The sequence below is a fragment of the Flavobacterium ustbae genome (genome assembly GCF_003946915.1).
Taxonomy (GTDB): domain Bacteria; phylum Bacteroidota; class Bacteroidia; order Flavobacteriales; family Flavobacteriaceae; genus Flavobacterium; species Flavobacterium ustbae.
On sequence record NZ_RPOC01000031.1, the window covers coordinates 1 to 15,669 of the forward strand.

A 15,669-nucleotide genomic window follows, 5' to 3' on the forward strand; every position below is an offset into this window, starting at 1 on the left:
TTGGGGTTTGTTTTTTTTGTCAATTACAAAGAACCTAATTTAGGTTCATAACCCAATGGTTTTTATATTCTTATCCCTTAACTTAATGACATTGGCTCCTATCCCTCACGCGGTCAAAACAATAAAGAAGATTCCGATATATTAAAACATAACTTTTTGTTAGATTTTTGTGAAATTATTTCTCGTAAATAAAAATATTTCCGAAAAACTTGACTTAAAAAATTCGCTTCAATCGTTTGAAATCTAGGAAATATTAAAAAATCATTAGAAGAAACACAATATATCCCTCAAAAAATTGTTATTTCATAATTATATGCATGCATACTATTTTTTATGATAGTTATCATAATATTATTTATACATTAGCGCTAAATTTATCGGATAAACTGGGAATAATGAAAATTAAAATAATTGGAACAGGAAGTTACATTCCAACTAAATCAGTCAGCAATACTGACTTTGGCGATCATGTTTTTTTAAATGAAGATGGATCTCCTTTTGCTTACCCGAATGAAGTTGTAATCAAAAAGTTTAAAGGAATTACGGGAATCGAAAACCGTCGTTATGCAGAAGATCAATACAATGCATCAGATTTAGCTTTTTTTGCTGCAGAAAAAGCGATAGAAAATGCTAATATCGATAAAGAAACTTTAGACTATATTATTTTTGCTCATAATTTTGGCGATGTCAAAACAGGAACCAATCAAACCGATATCCTTCCGAGTTTAGCCACAAGAGTTAAAAATAAATTAGCTATCAAAAACCCAAAATGTGTAGCCTATGATATTCTTTTTGGATGTCCAGGCTGGATTGAAGGTGTTTTGCAAGCCAATGCTTTTATAAAATCAGGAATGGCAAATAGAGTTTTGGTTATTGGTGCCGAAACTTTATCAAGAGTTGTAGACGATCACGACCGTGACTCTATGATTTATTCTGACGGCGCCGGAGCTTCTGTGTTAGAGCTTTCTACAGATGAAGCAGGTTTACTTTCTTATGAAAGCGCCACTTTTGCCAATGAAGAAGCCAATTTCCTTTTCTTCGGAAAATCATACAATCCAGATTTAGATCCAGATATTAAATACATTAAAATGTATGGGCGTAAGATCTACGAATTTGCTTTAAGCCAAGTTCCTTGTGCCATGAAAAACTGTCTTGACAAAAGCGGAATCGGAATTGATGAAGTAAAAAAGATTCTTATTCATCAGGCCAACGAAAAAATGGACGAGGCAATTATCGAACGTTTCTACAAGCTTTACGATAAAACTCCTCCTAAGGATATTATGCCAATGAGTATTCATGATTTAGGAAACAGCAGTGTAGCAACGGTTCCTACTCTTTTTGATTTGATCTTAAAAGGAGAAATAGAAAATCACGAAATCAATAAAGGTGACGTTGTTATTTTTGCTTCAGTTGGAGCAGGAATGAATGTTAACGCTTTTGTTTATCGATACTAATAATCAGTATTCAGTGTTCAGTCTTTTAGTATTCAGTCAAACTGTAAACTATTTAATATAAACTGAAAACTATAAAACTGATTAGTGAACACTAAAAAAAGTCCGCACCCAAAATGCGGACTTTTTTAGTATATTTGCGCCTTGTTGTTAAAAAACACATATAATGTACGAAAAAACGTTTCCGAATAAAAGATTCAGACTTACTTTAGAATTTTTACAAAAACACGTTAACACATCAGAAACCATTTTTGATTTTGGTGTGCCAAATCCATTTTCTAAAATAATGGAAGAAAATGGTTATACCGTAAAAAACACAAAAGGCGAAGATTTAGACAAAGATCAAACCGCTTTACAAACAGAAGAATATACCGTTTTTACTGCATTTGAAATTTTCGAACATTTGTTAAATCCATATACGATTTTAGAAAACGTAAAATGTGATAAATTGCTAATTTCAATTCCGTTGCGCTTATGGTTTTCACCAGCATATCGCTCAAAAACAGACATGTGGGACAGACATTACCACGAGTTTGAAGACTGGCAGTTGGATTGGCTTCTTGAAAAAACTGGCTGGAAAATAACCGACCGCTTACAATTTACACATCCAGTAAAAAAGTTTGGATTGAGACCTTTATTAAGATACTTCACTCCGAGATATTATCTTGTTGTTGCGGAGAAAATAAAATAAAAATTCCAATATTTAAATTCCAAATTCCAATTTTAACCATTTCGTAAAGATTGGAATTTGGAATTTTAAAAGATTGGGATTTATTCTCAAGAATTGGAATTTGGAATTTTTAAAAATTTGGAATTTAATATGAAATATTACATTGTTATACCTGCCCACAACGAAGAAAAACTTATTGGTTTGACTTTGAAATCTTTAGTTTCGCAAACCGTTTTGCCATCAAAAGTTGTGGTTGTAAATGACAATTCTACCGATAGAACTGAAGAAGTGGTTTTGGGTTTTGCAAAAGACAATCCGTATATTTCTGTTGTAAACAAAACCTCAGATGCTATTCACCTTCCGGGAAGTAAAGTGATTCAGGCATTTCAGAAAGGTTTTGACACTTTGGATTCTGATTACGATATAATTGTAAAAATAGACGGTGATTTAATTTTTCCTCCTAACTATTTCGAAACTATAATTAAACATTTCGAATCAGATTCGAGAGTTGGAATGGCTGGTGGATTTTGCTATATCGATAAAAATGGCGAATGGGTTCTAGAAAATCTAACCGACAAAGATCACATTCGCGGCGCTCTGAAAGCTTACAGAAAAGAAACATTTCAACAAATTGGCGGTTTGCGGCCAGCAATGGGTTGGGACACGGTTGACGAATTACTCTGTAAATATTACGATTGGAAAATTGTTACCGACGAATCTTTACAGGTAAAACATTTAAAACCAACCGGCGCAAATTACAATAAAACAGCTCGTTACAAACAAGGCGAAGCTTTTTATACTTTAGGATACGGTTTTTGGATTACTGCAATTGCCTCTGCAAAATTGGCGATGATGAAAAGAAAACCCTTTCTATTTTTAGATTACATAAGAGGTTTTTGGAAAGCAAAAAGCGCCAAAACACCTCTATTAGTTACACCTGAACAAGCTAAATTTATTAGAAATTATCGTTTAAAAAAGATGAAAGAAAAGTTAATTTGATTGGTAAAACAGTCGAAAAACAAGAACTCATTACTCAAAACTCATAACTTCTTTTTACCTTAGCCAATATTTCAAAAACTATGATGCTAATTCGTTATTTATCCCAAATAGGAAAATATTTTTTAATGCTGAAAGAAATTTTCAATAAACAGACCAAATGGCCTGTGATGAAAAATTTAATATTAAAAGAAATTGACGATCTTATTATTGACTCTCTGGGAATTGTTTGTTTCATCTCTTTCTTTATTGGTGGAGTTGTTGCCATTCAAACGGCATTAAATTTAACAAACCCTTTAATTCCTAAATATTTAATTGGTTTTGCTACACGTCAATCTGTAATTTTGGAGTTTGCCCCTACTTTTATTTCGGTAATTATGGCCGGAAAAATGGGATCTTATATTACTTCAAGTATTGGAACCATGCGTGTTACAGAACAGATCGATGCTTTAGAAGTTATGGGAGTTAACTCTGTAAACTATCTTGTTTTCCCTAAAATTATAGCTTTACTAATGTACCCTTTTGTAATCGGGATCAGCATGTTTTTAGGAGTTTTTGGAGGCTGGCTAGCTTGTGCTTATGGAGGATTTTCGACCGGTGCAGATTTTATTATGGGTGCTCAGAAAGATTTCATACCCTTTCATATTACATATGCATTTATCAAAACTTTAATTTTTGCTATGTTATTGGCAACCATTCCATCTTTTCATGGGTATTATATGAAAGGTGGTGCATTAGAAGTTGGTAAGGCAAGTACGACATCATTCGTATGGACATCTGTTACTATTATTCTTCTAAATTATATATTAACTCAATTATTATTAGGATAATGATAGAAGTAAAAAATATAGAAAAATCATTTGGTGATAGTAAAGTTTTAAAAGGCGTTTCTACCGTTTTTGAAACTGGAAAAACCAATTTGATTATCGGACAAAGTGGATCTGGAAAAACAGTTTTGCTAAAAACATTGTTAGGAATTCACACACCAGACTCGGGAACAATTGAATTTGACGGAAGAGTTTATTCTGATCTAGACAAAGACGAAAAACGTGAACTGCGAACTGAAATCGGAATGGTTTTTCAAGGTAGTGCTTTATTTGACTCGATGACTGTTGCAGAAAATGTAGCTTTCCCGTTAAAAATGTTTACTAATAATACCAAAGCGCAAATCAAAGAGCGTGTTGATTTTGTTTTAGAAAGGGTAAATCTAGTAGATGCGCATAAAAAACTGCCTTCTGAAATTTCGGGAGGTATGCAGAAACGTGTGGCGATTGCACGTGCGATTGTAAATAATCCGAAGTATTTGTTTTGTGATGAACCAAACTCTGGTCTTGACCCTAACACTTCTACTTTGATTGACAATCTTATTCAGGAAATTACAAGAGAATACAATATTACAACTGTGATCAATACACACGATATGAACTCGGTTATGGAAATCGGTGAAAATATTGTTTTCTTAAAAAAAGGTCTTAAAGCTTGGCAAGGAACAAAAGAAGAAATCTTTACGACCGACAATGAGGCAGTAGTTAAATTTGTTTATTCTTCAAACCTTTTCAAGAAAGTAAGAGAAGCTTATTTGAAAGGTTAAGAGCTTTCAAATTCCAATAAAAAAAAATCCAAATTCCAATTTTAAAAATTTACAATTGGGATTTGGATTTTTTACTTTTAAATATTTATCCTAAATTTTGGAATTTGGAATTTCTAAAATTGGAATTTTATTGAACATTTATCAATTCTACTTCTGCATTCGGATTAAAGAGATAGGTTTTTCCTGAGCTTAATTCGATGCATTCAAATCTTTTTGTACGAACGGCTAATTTCTTAAAAATCTTTCCGTTTTTAATTCTAAAAACACTTCCGTACGGAATCTCAAAAACATAATTCATATCGTTTTCTTTATCATATTGTTTTAAAGCCAAAGATAAAGTCGTATCGGTATCACTACTCGCTGACGGATTTTTAAAATGTCTTGCCAGCAAAGGCAATATTTGTCCCGGAAATATTTCTGGACGAATAAACGGAACCATTAATCGCTGAAAAGTATATTTCCACTCGTTTCCGTGCGGTTTAATATTTCGTCCAAACTTTTCAAAAGCAACCAAATGAGCAATTTCGTGAATTAACGTAATTAGAAAACGATACTTATTTAAGCTTGCATTTACCGTAATTTCATGCTTACCGCTAGGTCCGCGTCTGTAATCGCCATGACGCGTCTGACGCTCATTAACGATTTTCAGATGAACCTGATTGGCAACAATCAAATCAAAAACTGGCTTGACTGCATGTTCGGGAATGTATTTAGCTAGAGTTTCGCTCAATTTCTCTTTAGGTTAAATGTTATTTGTTAGAAGTTATTCGCAATAATATTGGAATTTGGAATTTAAAAATTGGATTTTAGTTAGGGATTCGTAGAAGAAACTTCTAATACTTTCCCATTAAAATATTTATTCCCATTTAATGTAAAATCATAAATATAAGTTGCCATTCCTTCGGCAGAAATTGGCGCTTGATAACCTGGAAAAGCTTCATTTAGCATTTCAGTTTGGACAGAACCCAAAGCCAGCACATTAAATGAAATGCCTTTTTCTTTATATTCTTCTGCTAACAATTCAGTCAAAGTGCCAACTGCGCCTTTACTAGAACTATAAGCAGCTAATCCAGCAAACTTCAAACTTCCGCGTACACCGCCAATAGAACTGATCGTAACCACATGGCTTCCTTTTTCTAAATACGGAATACAGATGCGAGTTAAATTCGCAACAGCGAAAACATTTACTTTGTAAATACTTTCAAAATCTGCCTGAGTCGTTTGCTCAAAAGGTTTTAAAAGTAAAGCTCCAGCATTGTGAACCACAGCATCTACTTTTTTCCAAGTTGAAGAAAGAAAATTTTCAACCTGATCTAAAGCCGTTTCATCTGCCAAATCAACAGACAGACAAGTTATATTTTGATGTTCTAAAAGCGTTTGTGGTATTTTTCTCGAAATGGCTAAAACCTGATTTCCTGCATTTGCAAACTGCAAAGCCAATTCGTAACCAATTCCTCTGCTTGTTCCGGTAACAATAATATTTTTCATGTCGCAAAAATAATCAAATGCTGTAAAAAACAGCCTCTTATTTATTCATGGTTATTTCTTGTGTTGGCGAAACTGCAATTTTTGTCACAGCTGGCAATAATTCTTGCGTGAAATTAGTAATATGAGGAATATCCATCAGTTTAAATTCATCTGAAACATGATGATAAAAATCAAAGTTTTCAAAATCAAAAGTACTTAGCGATTGGCAAGGTTTTCCAAAAGCTTGGAAAAACGAATAATTATCTGAACGATAGAATAATTTATATTCTGCTTCTTTTGGTAAAAATCCGATGGTGTTTTTTCCCGTGTATTCGTTTATTTTTTGCGCCATATTCGATTTGTCAAAACCAGTAATATAAGCTAGGTAATCTCGTTTCATTGGCACACCAATCATTTCAATATTTAATTGCGTATAAAGATTGAAATTTTGCTTTTTCAGTTTCTCCACTAAACTTTTAGAACCTAGCAGTCCTTTTTCTTCTCCAGCAAAAAAGACAATCAATATACTACGTTTGTTTACTTTAGTTTTGCTAAAATACTTTGCCATTGCCGCAACAGAAGTCACACCCGAAGCATCATCGTTTGCTCCATTATTAATTTTGTCAGGCTGATCTTTTTTCTCAATACCAATATGATCGTAATGCGCGCTCAATACCACAAATTCTTTTTTAAGTTCAGGATCTGTTCCTTCTATAACTCCAACAATATTAAAAGCCGGAGAATCAAAATTGGTCAAAGTATCTCGGTAGGTTTTAAAATAAGGCTTGATTTTATTTTTCTTTAGAAAATCTTCCAAGAAAACGGCAGCTTTTTCAATTCCTTGAGTTCCTGTCTCGCGCCCTTCCATTTCATCAGAAGAAAGGTGTTTTAGAAAATCTGAGATTTCAGCTTCTTTTACTTTATAACTGACTTCAATAGGTTTTGAATCTAATCTTACCTCTTTATCATTTGAAGTTGAAGTTCCCGATTTACAGGCAAAAAAAATAAATGGAAGCAAAAGGTATAATTTTCTCATGGTTCTGTTTTTATTGATGATTGAAAATAAAAAATTAATTAGACTATAAACTTATGAAAAGTAATAGAATATTCATAAAAAAACCCTTTCAAACAAAAATCTGAAAGGGTAAACGATCTATTTCTAAAAAAAATTATCCAGCAATAACTGCTCGAGAAATTACGATTTTTTGAATTTCAGAAGTTCCTTCGTAAATCTGAGTAATTTTTGCATCACGCATCAAACGCTCTACATGGTATTCTTTTACATAACCGTTTCCACCATGAATCTGAACTGCCTCAACAGCAGTATCCATTGCAACTTGCGAAGCAAAAAGTTTCGCCATTGCACCACTCACGTCGTAGTTTTTATGATTGTCTTTATCCCAAGCCGCTTTCATGCATAAATGACGTGCCGCTTCGATATTAACTGCCATGTCTGCCAATTTAAAAGCAATTGCCTGATGATTGCAGATTTCGGTTCCGAAAGCTTTACGTTCTTTAGAATATTTCAAAGCCAATTCGTAAGCTCCAGAAGCAATTCCTAAAGCTTGAGAAGCGATTCCAATTCTTCCTCCTGCAAGAGTTTTCATTGCAAATTTAAATCCGAAACCATCTTCACCGATTCTATTTTCTTTTGGAACTTTCACATCTGAGAACATTAAAGAATGCGTATCAGATCCGCGGATTCCCATTTTTTGTTCTTTTGGACCAACTGAAAAACCTGGCATATCTTTCGTCATAATCAAAGCATTGATTCCTTTATGCTTTAATTCTGGATGCGTTTGAGCAATTACTAAATATACAGAAGCCGTGTTTCCGTTTGTAATCCAGTTTTTTGTACCATTAACTAAATAATGGTCACCCATATCAATAGCTGTTGTTTTTTGCGAAGTTGCATCACTCCCCGCTTCTGGTTCGCTTAAGCAAAACGCACCGTGAATTTCTCCAGAAGCCAAACCTGGAAGATATTTTTGTTTTTGTTCTTCGGTTCCGTATTCTTGTAATCCCCAGCAAACTAATGAATTGTTTACTGACATAACTACCGAAGCAGAGGCGTCGATCTTAGAAATTTCTTCCATTGCTATAACATAAGAAATAGCATCAAGTCCGCTTCCTCCATATTTAGGATCAACCATCATTCCCATAAATCCAAGCTCGCCCATTTTTTTGACTTGCTCAGTTGGAAAAATTTGTTTTTCGTCACGTTCAATAACTCCCGGCAATAATTCATTTTGAGCAAAATCTCTTGCTGCCTGCTGAATCATTAAATGTTCTTCGGTTAGATTAAAATCCATAGTAGTTTACTTTAAATGTTTTTCTCAACCAGATTTCAAAACAGATTTCTTTAGTTGATTATATTTTTTTGCTTTTGTGTTTTTAGATGCCTCTTTTTTTAAATGGAAAGGCTTCCAAAGATACTTTTTAAATGTATAAATTACAATGCATGCATATAAAATTAATAGATTAGCAAAGATTACGATAACGTTTTCGTTATTGTTTATCATTTTTTTCAAAACAGCATTAATTTGGCAACAAAATTTGCAAAATTTAAGATTCAAATTATACTTAAAAAATTCATTTTAATTAAAAAAATGATGCTTTTAAAAATTGAAAAACATTAAACATTTCTTAAAATCAGTAAAACTACGTAAACTTAGTCTTACTAAATTGATTTTTAATGTAATACAAAAATTAAACATCTAATTTTGAAGAAAAAAACCTTCTCAATATGAACCAAATATTAATAAATTACTATTATTTTTGCCCTAAAAATAAAAATTTGATAGAATATGAAAAAGATTTTACTTTTACTGACAGTCTTGTTAAGCTTTCAATTTTCGACTGTTTCTGCTCAAACTCAAATTGAAGTTAATGGTGTAAGTGTACCTAGAAAAATAGAATTTCAAGGTAAATCATTACAGCTAAACGGTGCGGGCGGAAGATCAAAAATGTGGTTGGAAGTTTATGTGCAGGCACTGTACTTATCTCAATTAACTCAAGATCCTCAATTTATCATAGACAGCGACACAGAAATGGCTGTTAGAATTGAAATCACTTCTTCGATGGTTTCTTCTAACAAACTGACAAAAGCTATGAATACAGGTTTTGAAAAATCTGCAGGAGCAAATCTGGAAGAATTACGCCCTAGAATCGAACAGCTAAAAAGCTTTTTAAGCGACGCAATTACAGAAAAAGATGTTTTTGTTTTGGCTTACAATCCTTTTGATCAAAATGTTTACGTTTCTAAAAATGAAGTTCTGAAAGGAAAAATTTCTGGATTTGATTTCAAAAAAGCATTATTCGGAATCTGGCTTTCTGACAAACCAGTTGACGAAACTTTGAAAAAACATTTATTAGGACAATAATTCTTAATTTTTTAAACATATAGAAAGCCGAAAACGGAATAGTTTTCGGCTTTTCTTTTTTGTTTTATAAATTTGATGCAAAATACATTATTCGCATTATTCTATTTTATACATTTACGCAAAATAAACATATCACAACAAAATGAAAGATTTATTACAACAATTTGAAAACAAGGCACCTGAAATTGTTTTCAATTGGAAAGATTCAGAAACAGAAGCCGAAGGGTGGACTGTTATTAATTCACTTCGCGGAGGAGCTGCAGGTGGAGGAACAAGAATGAGAAAAGGCTTAGATATGAACGAAGTTTTGTCTCTTGCTAAAACAATGGAAGTTAAATTCTCTGTTTCAGGCCCTGCTATTGGCGGTGCTAAATCTGGAATAAATTTTGATCCGAACGATCCTCGCAAAAAAGGAGTTTTACAGCGCTGGTACAAAGCGGTTTCTCCGTTATTAAAAAGCTACTACGGAACAGGCGGTGATTTGAATGTTGATGAAATTCACGAAGTAATTCCAATGACGGAAGAATGTGGTGTTTGGCATCCGCAAGAAGGTGTTTTTAACGGGCATTTTAAACCGACGGAAGCAGATAAAATTAATAGAATTGGGCAATTGCGCCAAGGTGTTATTAAAGTAATCGAAAACCCAAAATTCTCACCAGACGTTACTAGAAAATATACTGTTGCCGATATGATTACTGGTTTTGGTGTTGCAGAAGCAGTTCGCCATTTTTACGCAACTTATGGCGGAGACATTCAAGGTAAAAAAGCAATCGTTCAAGGTTTTGGAAATGTAGGTTCTGCTGCGGCTTTTTACTTAGCTGAAATGGGTGCAAAAGTAATCGGAATTATCGATCGCGATGGCGGATTAATTAAAGAAGATGGTTTTTCTTTTGAAGAAATTAAAACGTTATTCTTAAATAAAGATGGAAACAAATTAGTTGCAGATAATATGATTCCGTTTGAGGAAATCAATTCTAAAATCTGGACAATTGGTGCTGAAATCTTTACTCCTTGTGCGGCTTCAAGATTGGTTACTCAAGGTCAAATTGATAGCTTAATCGCAAACGGATTGGAAGTTATTTCATGCGGAGCGAATGTTCCTTTTGCAGACAAAGAAATTTTCTTCGGATCAATTATGGAGCAAGTAGACCAAAAAGTAAGTTTGATTCCAGACTTTATTTCAAACTGCGGAATGGCAAGGGTTTTTGCCTATTTCATGGAGAAAAAAGTTCAGATGACAGACGAGGCTATTTTTAATGATACATCAGAAATTATTAAAAATGCGATTGTAAAAGCTCATGCTTTAAATTCGTCTAAAACGAATATTAGTGCAACTGCTTTTGAAATTGCATTGAAGGAGTTGGTGTAATCTATTTTATACTTATATATAAACGAGCCGAATAGTATTTGGCTCGTTTTTTATTGACCTAAGTTTTACGCAAGCACCGCTAACTTATTTCTCGCAAAGTCGCGAAGTCGCAAAGTTTTTTCTTTTTTAAGTTTTCTTTGCGACTTCGCGACTTTGCGAGATTAAAAAAACTTAGCGAAAACATTGCGGTTAATTTTTTAACGCAAAGCACGCTAAGTCCTTTTAATTGGGGGCGCCAGCAAGATCTAAATATTAAGTTCGCAAAAGCTATATAGATAAAGCTTTGTGAACTTTTTCAATTTATTGAACCTCGTATAAAAACTCTTTGCGTTTCTTTGCGTATCCTTAGCGAACTTTGCGGTATAACAATTTAAGTATCATACAAAAAAACCTTCGCGTGTCTTTACGGTAAAATTAAGTACCGTACTTCCGTTCTAAACAATTTTTACTACTTTTAAACGTTTTTAAAATAATACATTTCAAAATTCAGAATTCAATGAGTTTCACTATTTCTTCAGATAAAAAGAAATCGTTACTAATCACAACTGCAATTTATGCGGCAATAATTTTATTGCTGTTTTTTATACGTTTTTGGCCTCCATATAACCCTGAAAACAATGTTGCTCTTGCTGATGGCGGAGGTGGCGGTGGAGGTGTAACGATAAATTTTGGAGATAGCGATTTAGGTTCTGGAGCCAATTATAAAAGTGAAGTTTTGGATGTGAAGAATAATGCAAAACAAACACCTGCAAAAGCTGTAGAAGAAGAAGCCATTATATCTCAAGAAAATACAGCAGCCGATAATGACGTCGTTATCCCGACAAAAGAAAAGCCTAAGAAAAACGTTCCTGTAAAAGTAGACCCTAAACCTGTTCCTGAAAAACAAAAAGTTTCTAACTCTACAAACGACGCATTAGCAAGTATTATGAAGGGTTCGAAAAAAGACGGTGATGGAGATGATAAAGCTGCTGGAAATAAAGGAAAAGCTGGCGGAAGTTTAAACTCTAACGGTTATTACGGATCTGGTGGTTCTGGCGGAGGAACCGGAGGCGGTAACGGAACCGGAAATGGTATCGGTACCGGAAGCGGTTACGGCGCTGGAAGTGGTGGCGGTTCGGGCGGTGGATCTGGATATTCGTTAGGAAATAGAAAAGCGCTTTCTAAACCTGCACCAAAATATACTTGTAACGAAGAAGGAAAAGTCGTAGTTGAAGTTAGTGTTGATCAAAACGGAAAAACAGTAAGCGCAACTGCTGGAATTAAAGGAACTACCAATACGGCAAAATGTTTATTAGATCAAGCGAGAATTGCTGCAATGAACACTAAATGGCAAGCTGACAGTGATGCTCCTGCCAAACAGATTGGGAAAATTATTTACAATTTTAGTTTGGATTAAAAACACGTATTTACTCCGTCTGTTCGCCCTATCGGGCTCGAGCCACGGATTTACACGAATCTATTCTCATAAAAAGGCTTTCTGAAAAAAATATCAGAAAGCCTTTTTTATTTATTTTATTTTCACCCAGTTTGTCATTTCGACGAAGGAGAAATCACCACGAGTAGCTCGACAAAGATTGCGATTTTGCTTGTAGAGTTTCTTGCGAAGATTTCTCCTTCGTCGAAATGACAAACTATACGGAAAATACGATTTGGAATTTGGAATTTAAAAAATTGAAAATTTATATGCTGTTGCTCGCGTGAGGGATAGGAATAAGCTACCGAAGTAGCATGGATAGCCCGACCCCAATAAAAAAATGGGCGAATCAACGTTATGCTGATTGGCCCATTTTTTTATTGGGGTCACGCCCTAATTATTTTACTTAGGACTCGTTGCGATGACAAACTTCAAATTGTTCTTCACTCCTATTTGCAAAACATCAACTAAGTCTTGAACTTGTAGGTTAAACGGAATTCGAACGACAACGGTTTGTTCTTTATCTGTTCCTATTTTTGACATTAAACTGGTTTCTAGATTTTCAAAATCAACTTGTTCTTTGTCAATGTAAAACTTTTTATCTTCTGTAACCGATAAACTGATGAGCTGTTTATTGGTCTTTTCATTCGCTTTAGCTTTTGGCAAAGTCATCTTAATTACATTCGGATTTGCCAGCGTTGAAATAATTAAGAAAAACAACAGCAGGAAAAACATAATGTCACTTAAAGATGAAGTCGCAACTTCGGCATGAAATCTTCTTTTTCTCTTAATAGACATGGCTTATGCTCTTTGAATTATATTGACAAATTCTAAAATCTGTTTCTGAATTTTTAAAGCAAAATTATCAATCTTCCCGTTTAATAAGTGGTAAGCACTATACGCAATAATACCCACAATTAAACCAGATCCAGAACTGATCATTTTTTCGTATAGACCTCCAGAAATATTTCCGATACTAATATTTTCTGTAACCGAAATGCTGTAGAAAATCTTGATTACCCCAGAAATCGTTCCGATGAAACCTAAAGTTGGCGCAATACCAGCAATAAGTCCAAGATGACCTAAATGTCTTTCCATTTCGCCGATTTCGATATCGGCAGCACGGTCCATGTTGGCTTCAATTTCAGAAATTGGTCTTCCGATTACTAGAACGCCTTCTTTTAAAATATTTCCAGCAGCAGTATTATTTCTTTCTACAATTGTTCGTGCCAATTCGATATTTCCAGAATGTAATTTTTCGCTAACATCTTGCATTAATCTGCTATCAATTTTTGACGCGCGGTTAATGTACATATAACGTTCGAAGATTAAATAAATAGTGTAAAACAATAGAATCGCAATTGGAATTAAGAAAACTCCCCCTTTCATAATGAATCCAAACATTGAAATTTCATTTTGTGGCTCTGCAATCTTTTCGACCACTACATTTGAAGCATTTGCGATTGTATCTGTTTGTAACTGAATAAAACTAAACATATATTAATTCTGGTTTTTAATAATTAATTCTAAAAAATATTTGAAATTTGCAATAAAGATAATTTTCGCTGTAATATTAAACTACAAAAATCGAAATTTATTTCAATCAACAACCATTTTATCTAAACAAATGAACTATCAAGAGACTACCAATTGGATGTTTAATCAACTTCCAATGTACCAATTGCAAGGTGCTTCTGCGTACAAAGAAGATTTAACGAATATTAGAATATTGGCAGCTCATCTTGGCAATCCGCAAAACGAGCTGAAATGCATTCATGTTGCGGGCACCAACGGAAAAGGTTCTACTTCGCATATGCTTTCTTCGGTTCTACAAGAAGCGGGTTACAAAGTGGGTTTGTATACTTCTCCGCATCTGAAAGATTTTAGAGAACGAATTAGAATAAGCGGTCAGGAAATTTCAGAAGAATTTGTAATTGAATTTATTGCCAAACACAAATCTTTTTTTGAAGCAAATGATATGAGTTTCTTCGAAATGACGGTTGGCTTGGCGTTTGATTATTTTGCTTCAGAAAAAGTTGATATCGCTATTATTGAAGTTGGCCTGGGCGGAAGACTTGACGCAACGAATATTATTACGCCTTTGGTTTCGGTAATTACAAATATCGGTTTAGATCATACTCAATTTTTAGGAAATACACTTGAAGCGATTGCGGGTGAAAAAGCTGGAATTATTAAACCGAATGTCCCGGTTGTAATTGGTGAATATACAAACGAAACTAAACCTGTTTTTTTTGCTAAAGCCGAAGAAAACAACTCTCCGATTTCTTTTGCTTCAGATTTAATTGATCAGATTTATTTGTCTGATTTGATTGGAGATTATCAGTTTAATAACAAAAAGACGGTTCAACAAACGATTTCGATTCTGAATAATGAAACTGATTTCAAAGTTTCGATCGAACAATTGAAAGAAGGTTTGCTAAATGTTGTAAAAAATACTGGTTTACAAGGCCGATGGCAGCAATTGGGTGAAAACCCAAAAATTATCTGCGATACGGCGCACAATAAACATGGATTAACGGTTGTAATGAATCAGCTTAAAAATGAGAAATTCGAAAACCTGCATATTGTTTTAGGCGTTGTCAATGACAAAGATTTGGATTCGATTTTGCCTTTATTTCCGAAAGAAGCACAATATTATTTCTGCAGACCTGATTCTTCTCGCGGATTAAGCACTGAAATTTTACAAAGCGAAGCTAAAAAGTATGATTTAATTGGAGAAAAATACGATTCTGTTGCTATCGCTTTCGCGGAAGCGAAAAAAAATGCTTCAGAAAATGATTTCATTTACGCCGGCGGAAGCACTTTTGTGGTTGCAGAATTGCCTTTGGGTTAAAATGTATTTTGAATTTAGAAAAAACTTCAAAAATTTCATTTTAATAACAAATTCATAAACAAATACATATAGATTATTTTTAAAAAAGTTTTATTTTTTATTCCTTTTTCTTTGCAGGACTCGAAAACAAGCGTATATTTGCACTCGCAATCACAAACGATAGCAACCTAATAAAATAGGGCGATTAGCTCAGCTGGTTCAGAGCACCTCGTTTACACCGAGGGGGTCGGGGGTTCGAACCCCTCATCGCCCACCAAGAAACTCCTTAAGAAATTAAGGAGTTTTTCTTTTAAATAAGAAGGCTAACAAGAATATTTAAAACTCACAAAAGTTAAATTTTCTTTGCAGAACTCAAAAACAAACGTATATTTGCACTCGCAATCACAAACGATAGCAACCTAGTAAAATAGGGCGATTAGCTCAGCTGGTTCAGAGCACCTCGTTTACACCGAGGGGGTCGGGGGTTCGAACCCC

General features: G+C 34.0%; 15 protein-coding genes and 1 tRNA gene. 10 read left to right on the forward strand and 6 right to left on the reverse strand.

Features of this window, described 5'->3' with window-relative positions; genetic code table 11:
- Nucleotides 1–395 precede the first annotated feature (395 nt).
- The 5 genes from EG814_RS20675 (at nucleotide 396) to EG814_RS20695 (ending at nucleotide 4,708) form a co-directional block, all read left to right on the forward strand.
- Complete coding sequence (locus EG814_RS20675) at nucleotides 396–1,454, forward strand: 3-oxoacyl-ACP synthase III family protein (RefSeq protein ID WP_125723768.1); 1,059 nt, start codon at nucleotides 396–398, stop codon at nucleotides 1,452–1,454.
- 163 nt (nucleotides 1,455–1,617) lie between these two features.
- Complete coding sequence (locus tag EG814_RS20680; protein WP_125723769.1) at nucleotides 1,618–2,142, forward strand: methyltransferase; 525 nt, start codon at nucleotides 1,618–1,620, stop codon at nucleotides 2,140–2,142.
- A gap of 129 nt (nucleotides 2,143–2,271) precedes the next feature.
- Nucleotides 2,272–3,120: a glycosyltransferase gene (locus tag EG814_RS20685; protein ID WP_125723770.1), complete on the forward strand. Its 849-nt coding sequence runs from the start codon at nucleotides 2,272–2,274 to the stop codon at nucleotides 3,118–3,120.
- A gap of 80 nt (nucleotides 3,121–3,200) precedes the next feature.
- The gene (locus tag EG814_RS20690) at nucleotides 3,201–3,947 is read left to right on the forward strand and encodes an MlaE family ABC transporter permease (protein WP_125723771.1); all 747 of its coding nucleotides are present in this window, start codon (nucleotides 3,201–3,203) and stop codon (nucleotides 3,945–3,947) included.
- Nucleotides 3,947–4,708: an ABC transporter ATP-binding protein gene (locus EG814_RS20695; RefSeq protein WP_125723772.1), complete on the forward strand. Its 762-nt coding sequence runs from the start codon at nucleotides 3,947–3,949 to the stop codon at nucleotides 4,706–4,708. Before EG814_RS20690 ends, EG814_RS20695 begins: the two co-directional genes overlap by 1 nt.
- A 127-nt stretch (nucleotides 4,709–4,835) precedes the next feature.
- On the opposite strand, the gene EG814_RS20700 is transcribed toward EG814_RS20695, so the two are convergent.
- The 4 genes from EG814_RS20700 to EG814_RS20715 all read right to left on the reverse strand — a co-directional run bounded on the left by EG814_RS20700 (nucleotide 4,836) and on the right by EG814_RS20715 (nucleotide 8,487).
- Complete coding sequence (locus EG814_RS20700) at nucleotides 4,836–5,438, reverse strand: SprT-like domain-containing protein (RefSeq protein WP_125723773.1); 603 nt, start codon at nucleotides 5,436–5,438, stop codon at nucleotides 4,836–4,838.
- 80 nt (nucleotides 5,439–5,518) lie between these two features.
- Nucleotides 5,519–6,196: an SDR family NAD(P)-dependent oxidoreductase gene (locus EG814_RS20705; RefSeq protein ID WP_125723774.1), complete on the reverse strand. Its 678-nt coding sequence runs from the start codon at nucleotides 6,194–6,196 to the stop codon at nucleotides 5,519–5,521.
- A gap of 37 nt (nucleotides 6,197–6,233) precedes the next feature.
- Complete coding sequence (locus tag EG814_RS20710) at nucleotides 6,234–7,211, reverse strand: M20/M25/M40 family metallo-hydrolase (RefSeq protein WP_125723775.1); 978 nt, start codon at nucleotides 7,209–7,211, stop codon at nucleotides 6,234–6,236.
- 133 nt (nucleotides 7,212–7,344) lie between these two features.
- The gene (locus EG814_RS20715) at nucleotides 7,345–8,487 is read right to left on the reverse strand and encodes an acyl-CoA dehydrogenase (protein WP_125723776.1); all 1,143 of its coding nucleotides are present in this window, start codon (nucleotides 8,485–8,487) and stop codon (nucleotides 7,345–7,347) included.
- Between the two features lie 495 nt (nucleotides 8,488–8,982).
- Here EG814_RS20715 and EG814_RS20720 point away from each other — a divergent pair, with 495 nt between their 5' ends.
- From EG814_RS20720 to EG814_RS20730, 3 genes are all read left to right on the forward strand, one after another.
- The gene (locus EG814_RS20720; RefSeq protein ID WP_125723777.1) at nucleotides 8,983–9,558 is read left to right on the forward strand and encodes a chalcone isomerase family protein; all 576 of its coding nucleotides are present in this window, start codon (nucleotides 8,983–8,985) and stop codon (nucleotides 9,556–9,558) included.
- 142 nt (nucleotides 9,559–9,700) lie between these two features.
- Nucleotides 9,701–10,927 carry a Glu/Leu/Phe/Val dehydrogenase dimerization domain-containing protein gene (locus EG814_RS20725; RefSeq protein WP_125723778.1) on the forward strand — a complete coding sequence of 409 codons (1,227 nt, stop codon included), beginning with the start codon at nucleotides 9,701–9,703 and terminating at the stop codon, nucleotides 10,925–10,927.
- A 496-nt stretch (nucleotides 10,928–11,423) separates the two neighbouring features.
- Nucleotides 11,424–12,323: an energy transducer TonB gene (locus tag EG814_RS20730; protein WP_125723779.1), complete on the forward strand. Its 900-nt coding sequence runs from the start codon at nucleotides 11,424–11,426 to the stop codon at nucleotides 12,321–12,323.
- 420 nt (nucleotides 12,324–12,743) lie between these two features.
- Here the strand turns inward: EG814_RS20730 and EG814_RS20735 are convergent, their stop codons facing one another.
- Both EG814_RS20735 and EG814_RS20740 read right to left on the reverse strand, forming a co-directional pair.
- Nucleotides 12,744–13,139: an ExbD/TolR family protein gene (locus tag EG814_RS20735; RefSeq protein WP_125723780.1), complete on the reverse strand. Its 396-nt coding sequence runs from the start codon at nucleotides 13,137–13,139 to the stop codon at nucleotides 12,744–12,746.
- A 3-nt stretch (nucleotides 13,140–13,142) separates the two neighbouring features.
- Nucleotides 13,143–13,838, reverse strand: a complete 696-nt coding sequence (locus EG814_RS20740; protein WP_125723781.1) for a MotA/TolQ/ExbB proton channel family protein — start codon at nucleotides 13,836–13,838, stop codon at nucleotides 13,143–13,145.
- Nucleotides 13,839–13,968: 130 nt separating this feature from the next.
- On the opposite strand from EG814_RS20740, the gene EG814_RS20745 reads away from it, so the two are divergent.
- Complete coding sequence (locus EG814_RS20745; protein WP_125723782.1) at nucleotides 13,969–15,195, forward strand: bifunctional folylpolyglutamate synthase/dihydrofolate synthase; 1,227 nt, start codon at nucleotides 13,969–13,971, stop codon at nucleotides 15,193–15,195.
- A gap of 178 nt (nucleotides 15,196–15,373) precedes the next feature.
- Nucleotides 15,374–15,451 (forward strand) — tRNA-Val (locus EG814_RS20750).
- Nucleotides 15,452–15,669: the final 218 nt, after the last annotated feature.

What these genes read in the sequence shown, in the direction of transcription:
- EG814_RS20690 (WP_125723771.1), top strand. Translation starts at nt 3,201, where the DNA reads ATGATGCTAATTCGTTATTTATCCCAAATAGGAAAATATTTTTTAATG.
- EG814_RS20740 (WP_125723781.1), bottom strand. Translation starts at nt 13,838, where the DNA reads ATGTTTAGTTTTATTCAGTTACAAACAGATACAATCGCAAATGCTTCA.
- EG814_RS20745 (WP_125723782.1), top strand. Translation starts at nt 13,969, where the DNA reads ATGAACTATCAAGAGACTACCAATTGGATGTTTAATCAACTTCCAATG.
- EG814_RS20725 (WP_125723778.1), top strand. Translation starts at nt 9,701, where the DNA reads ATGAAAGATTTATTACAACAATTTGAAAACAAGGCACCTGAAATTGTT.
- EG814_RS20685 (WP_125723770.1), top strand. Translation starts at nt 2,272, where the DNA reads ATGAAATATTACATTGTTATACCTGCCCACAACGAAGAAAAACTTATT.
- EG814_RS20695 (WP_125723772.1), top strand. Translation starts at nt 3,947, where the DNA reads ATGATAGAAGTAAAAAATATAGAAAAATCATTTGGTGATAGTAAAGTT.
- EG814_RS20680 (WP_125723769.1), top strand. Translation starts at nt 1,618, where the DNA reads ATGTACGAAAAAACGTTTCCGAATAAAAGATTCAGACTTACTTTAGAA.
- EG814_RS20675 (WP_125723768.1), top strand. Translation starts at nt 396, where the DNA reads ATGAAAATTAAAATAATTGGAACAGGAAGTTACATTCCAACTAAATCA.
- EG814_RS20715 (WP_125723776.1), bottom strand. Translation starts at nt 8,487, where the DNA reads ATGGATTTTAATCTAACCGAAGAACATTTAATGATTCAGCAGGCAGCA.
- EG814_RS20720 (WP_125723777.1), top strand. Translation starts at nt 8,983, where the DNA reads ATGAAAAAGATTTTACTTTTACTGACAGTCTTGTTAAGCTTTCAATTT.
- EG814_RS20735 (WP_125723780.1), bottom strand. Translation starts at nt 13,139, where the DNA reads ATGTCTATTAAGAGAAAAAGAAGATTTCATGCCGAAGTTGCGACTTCA.
- EG814_RS20710 (WP_125723775.1), bottom strand. Translation starts at nt 7,211, where the DNA reads ATGAGAAAATTATACCTTTTGCTTCCATTTATTTTTTTTGCCTGTAAA.
- EG814_RS20705 (WP_125723774.1), bottom strand. Translation starts at nt 6,196, where the DNA reads ATGAAAAATATTATTGTTACCGGAACAAGCAGAGGAATTGGTTACGAA.
- EG814_RS20730 (WP_125723779.1), top strand. Translation starts at nt 11,424, where the DNA reads ATGAGTTTCACTATTTCTTCAGATAAAAAGAAATCGTTACTAATCACA.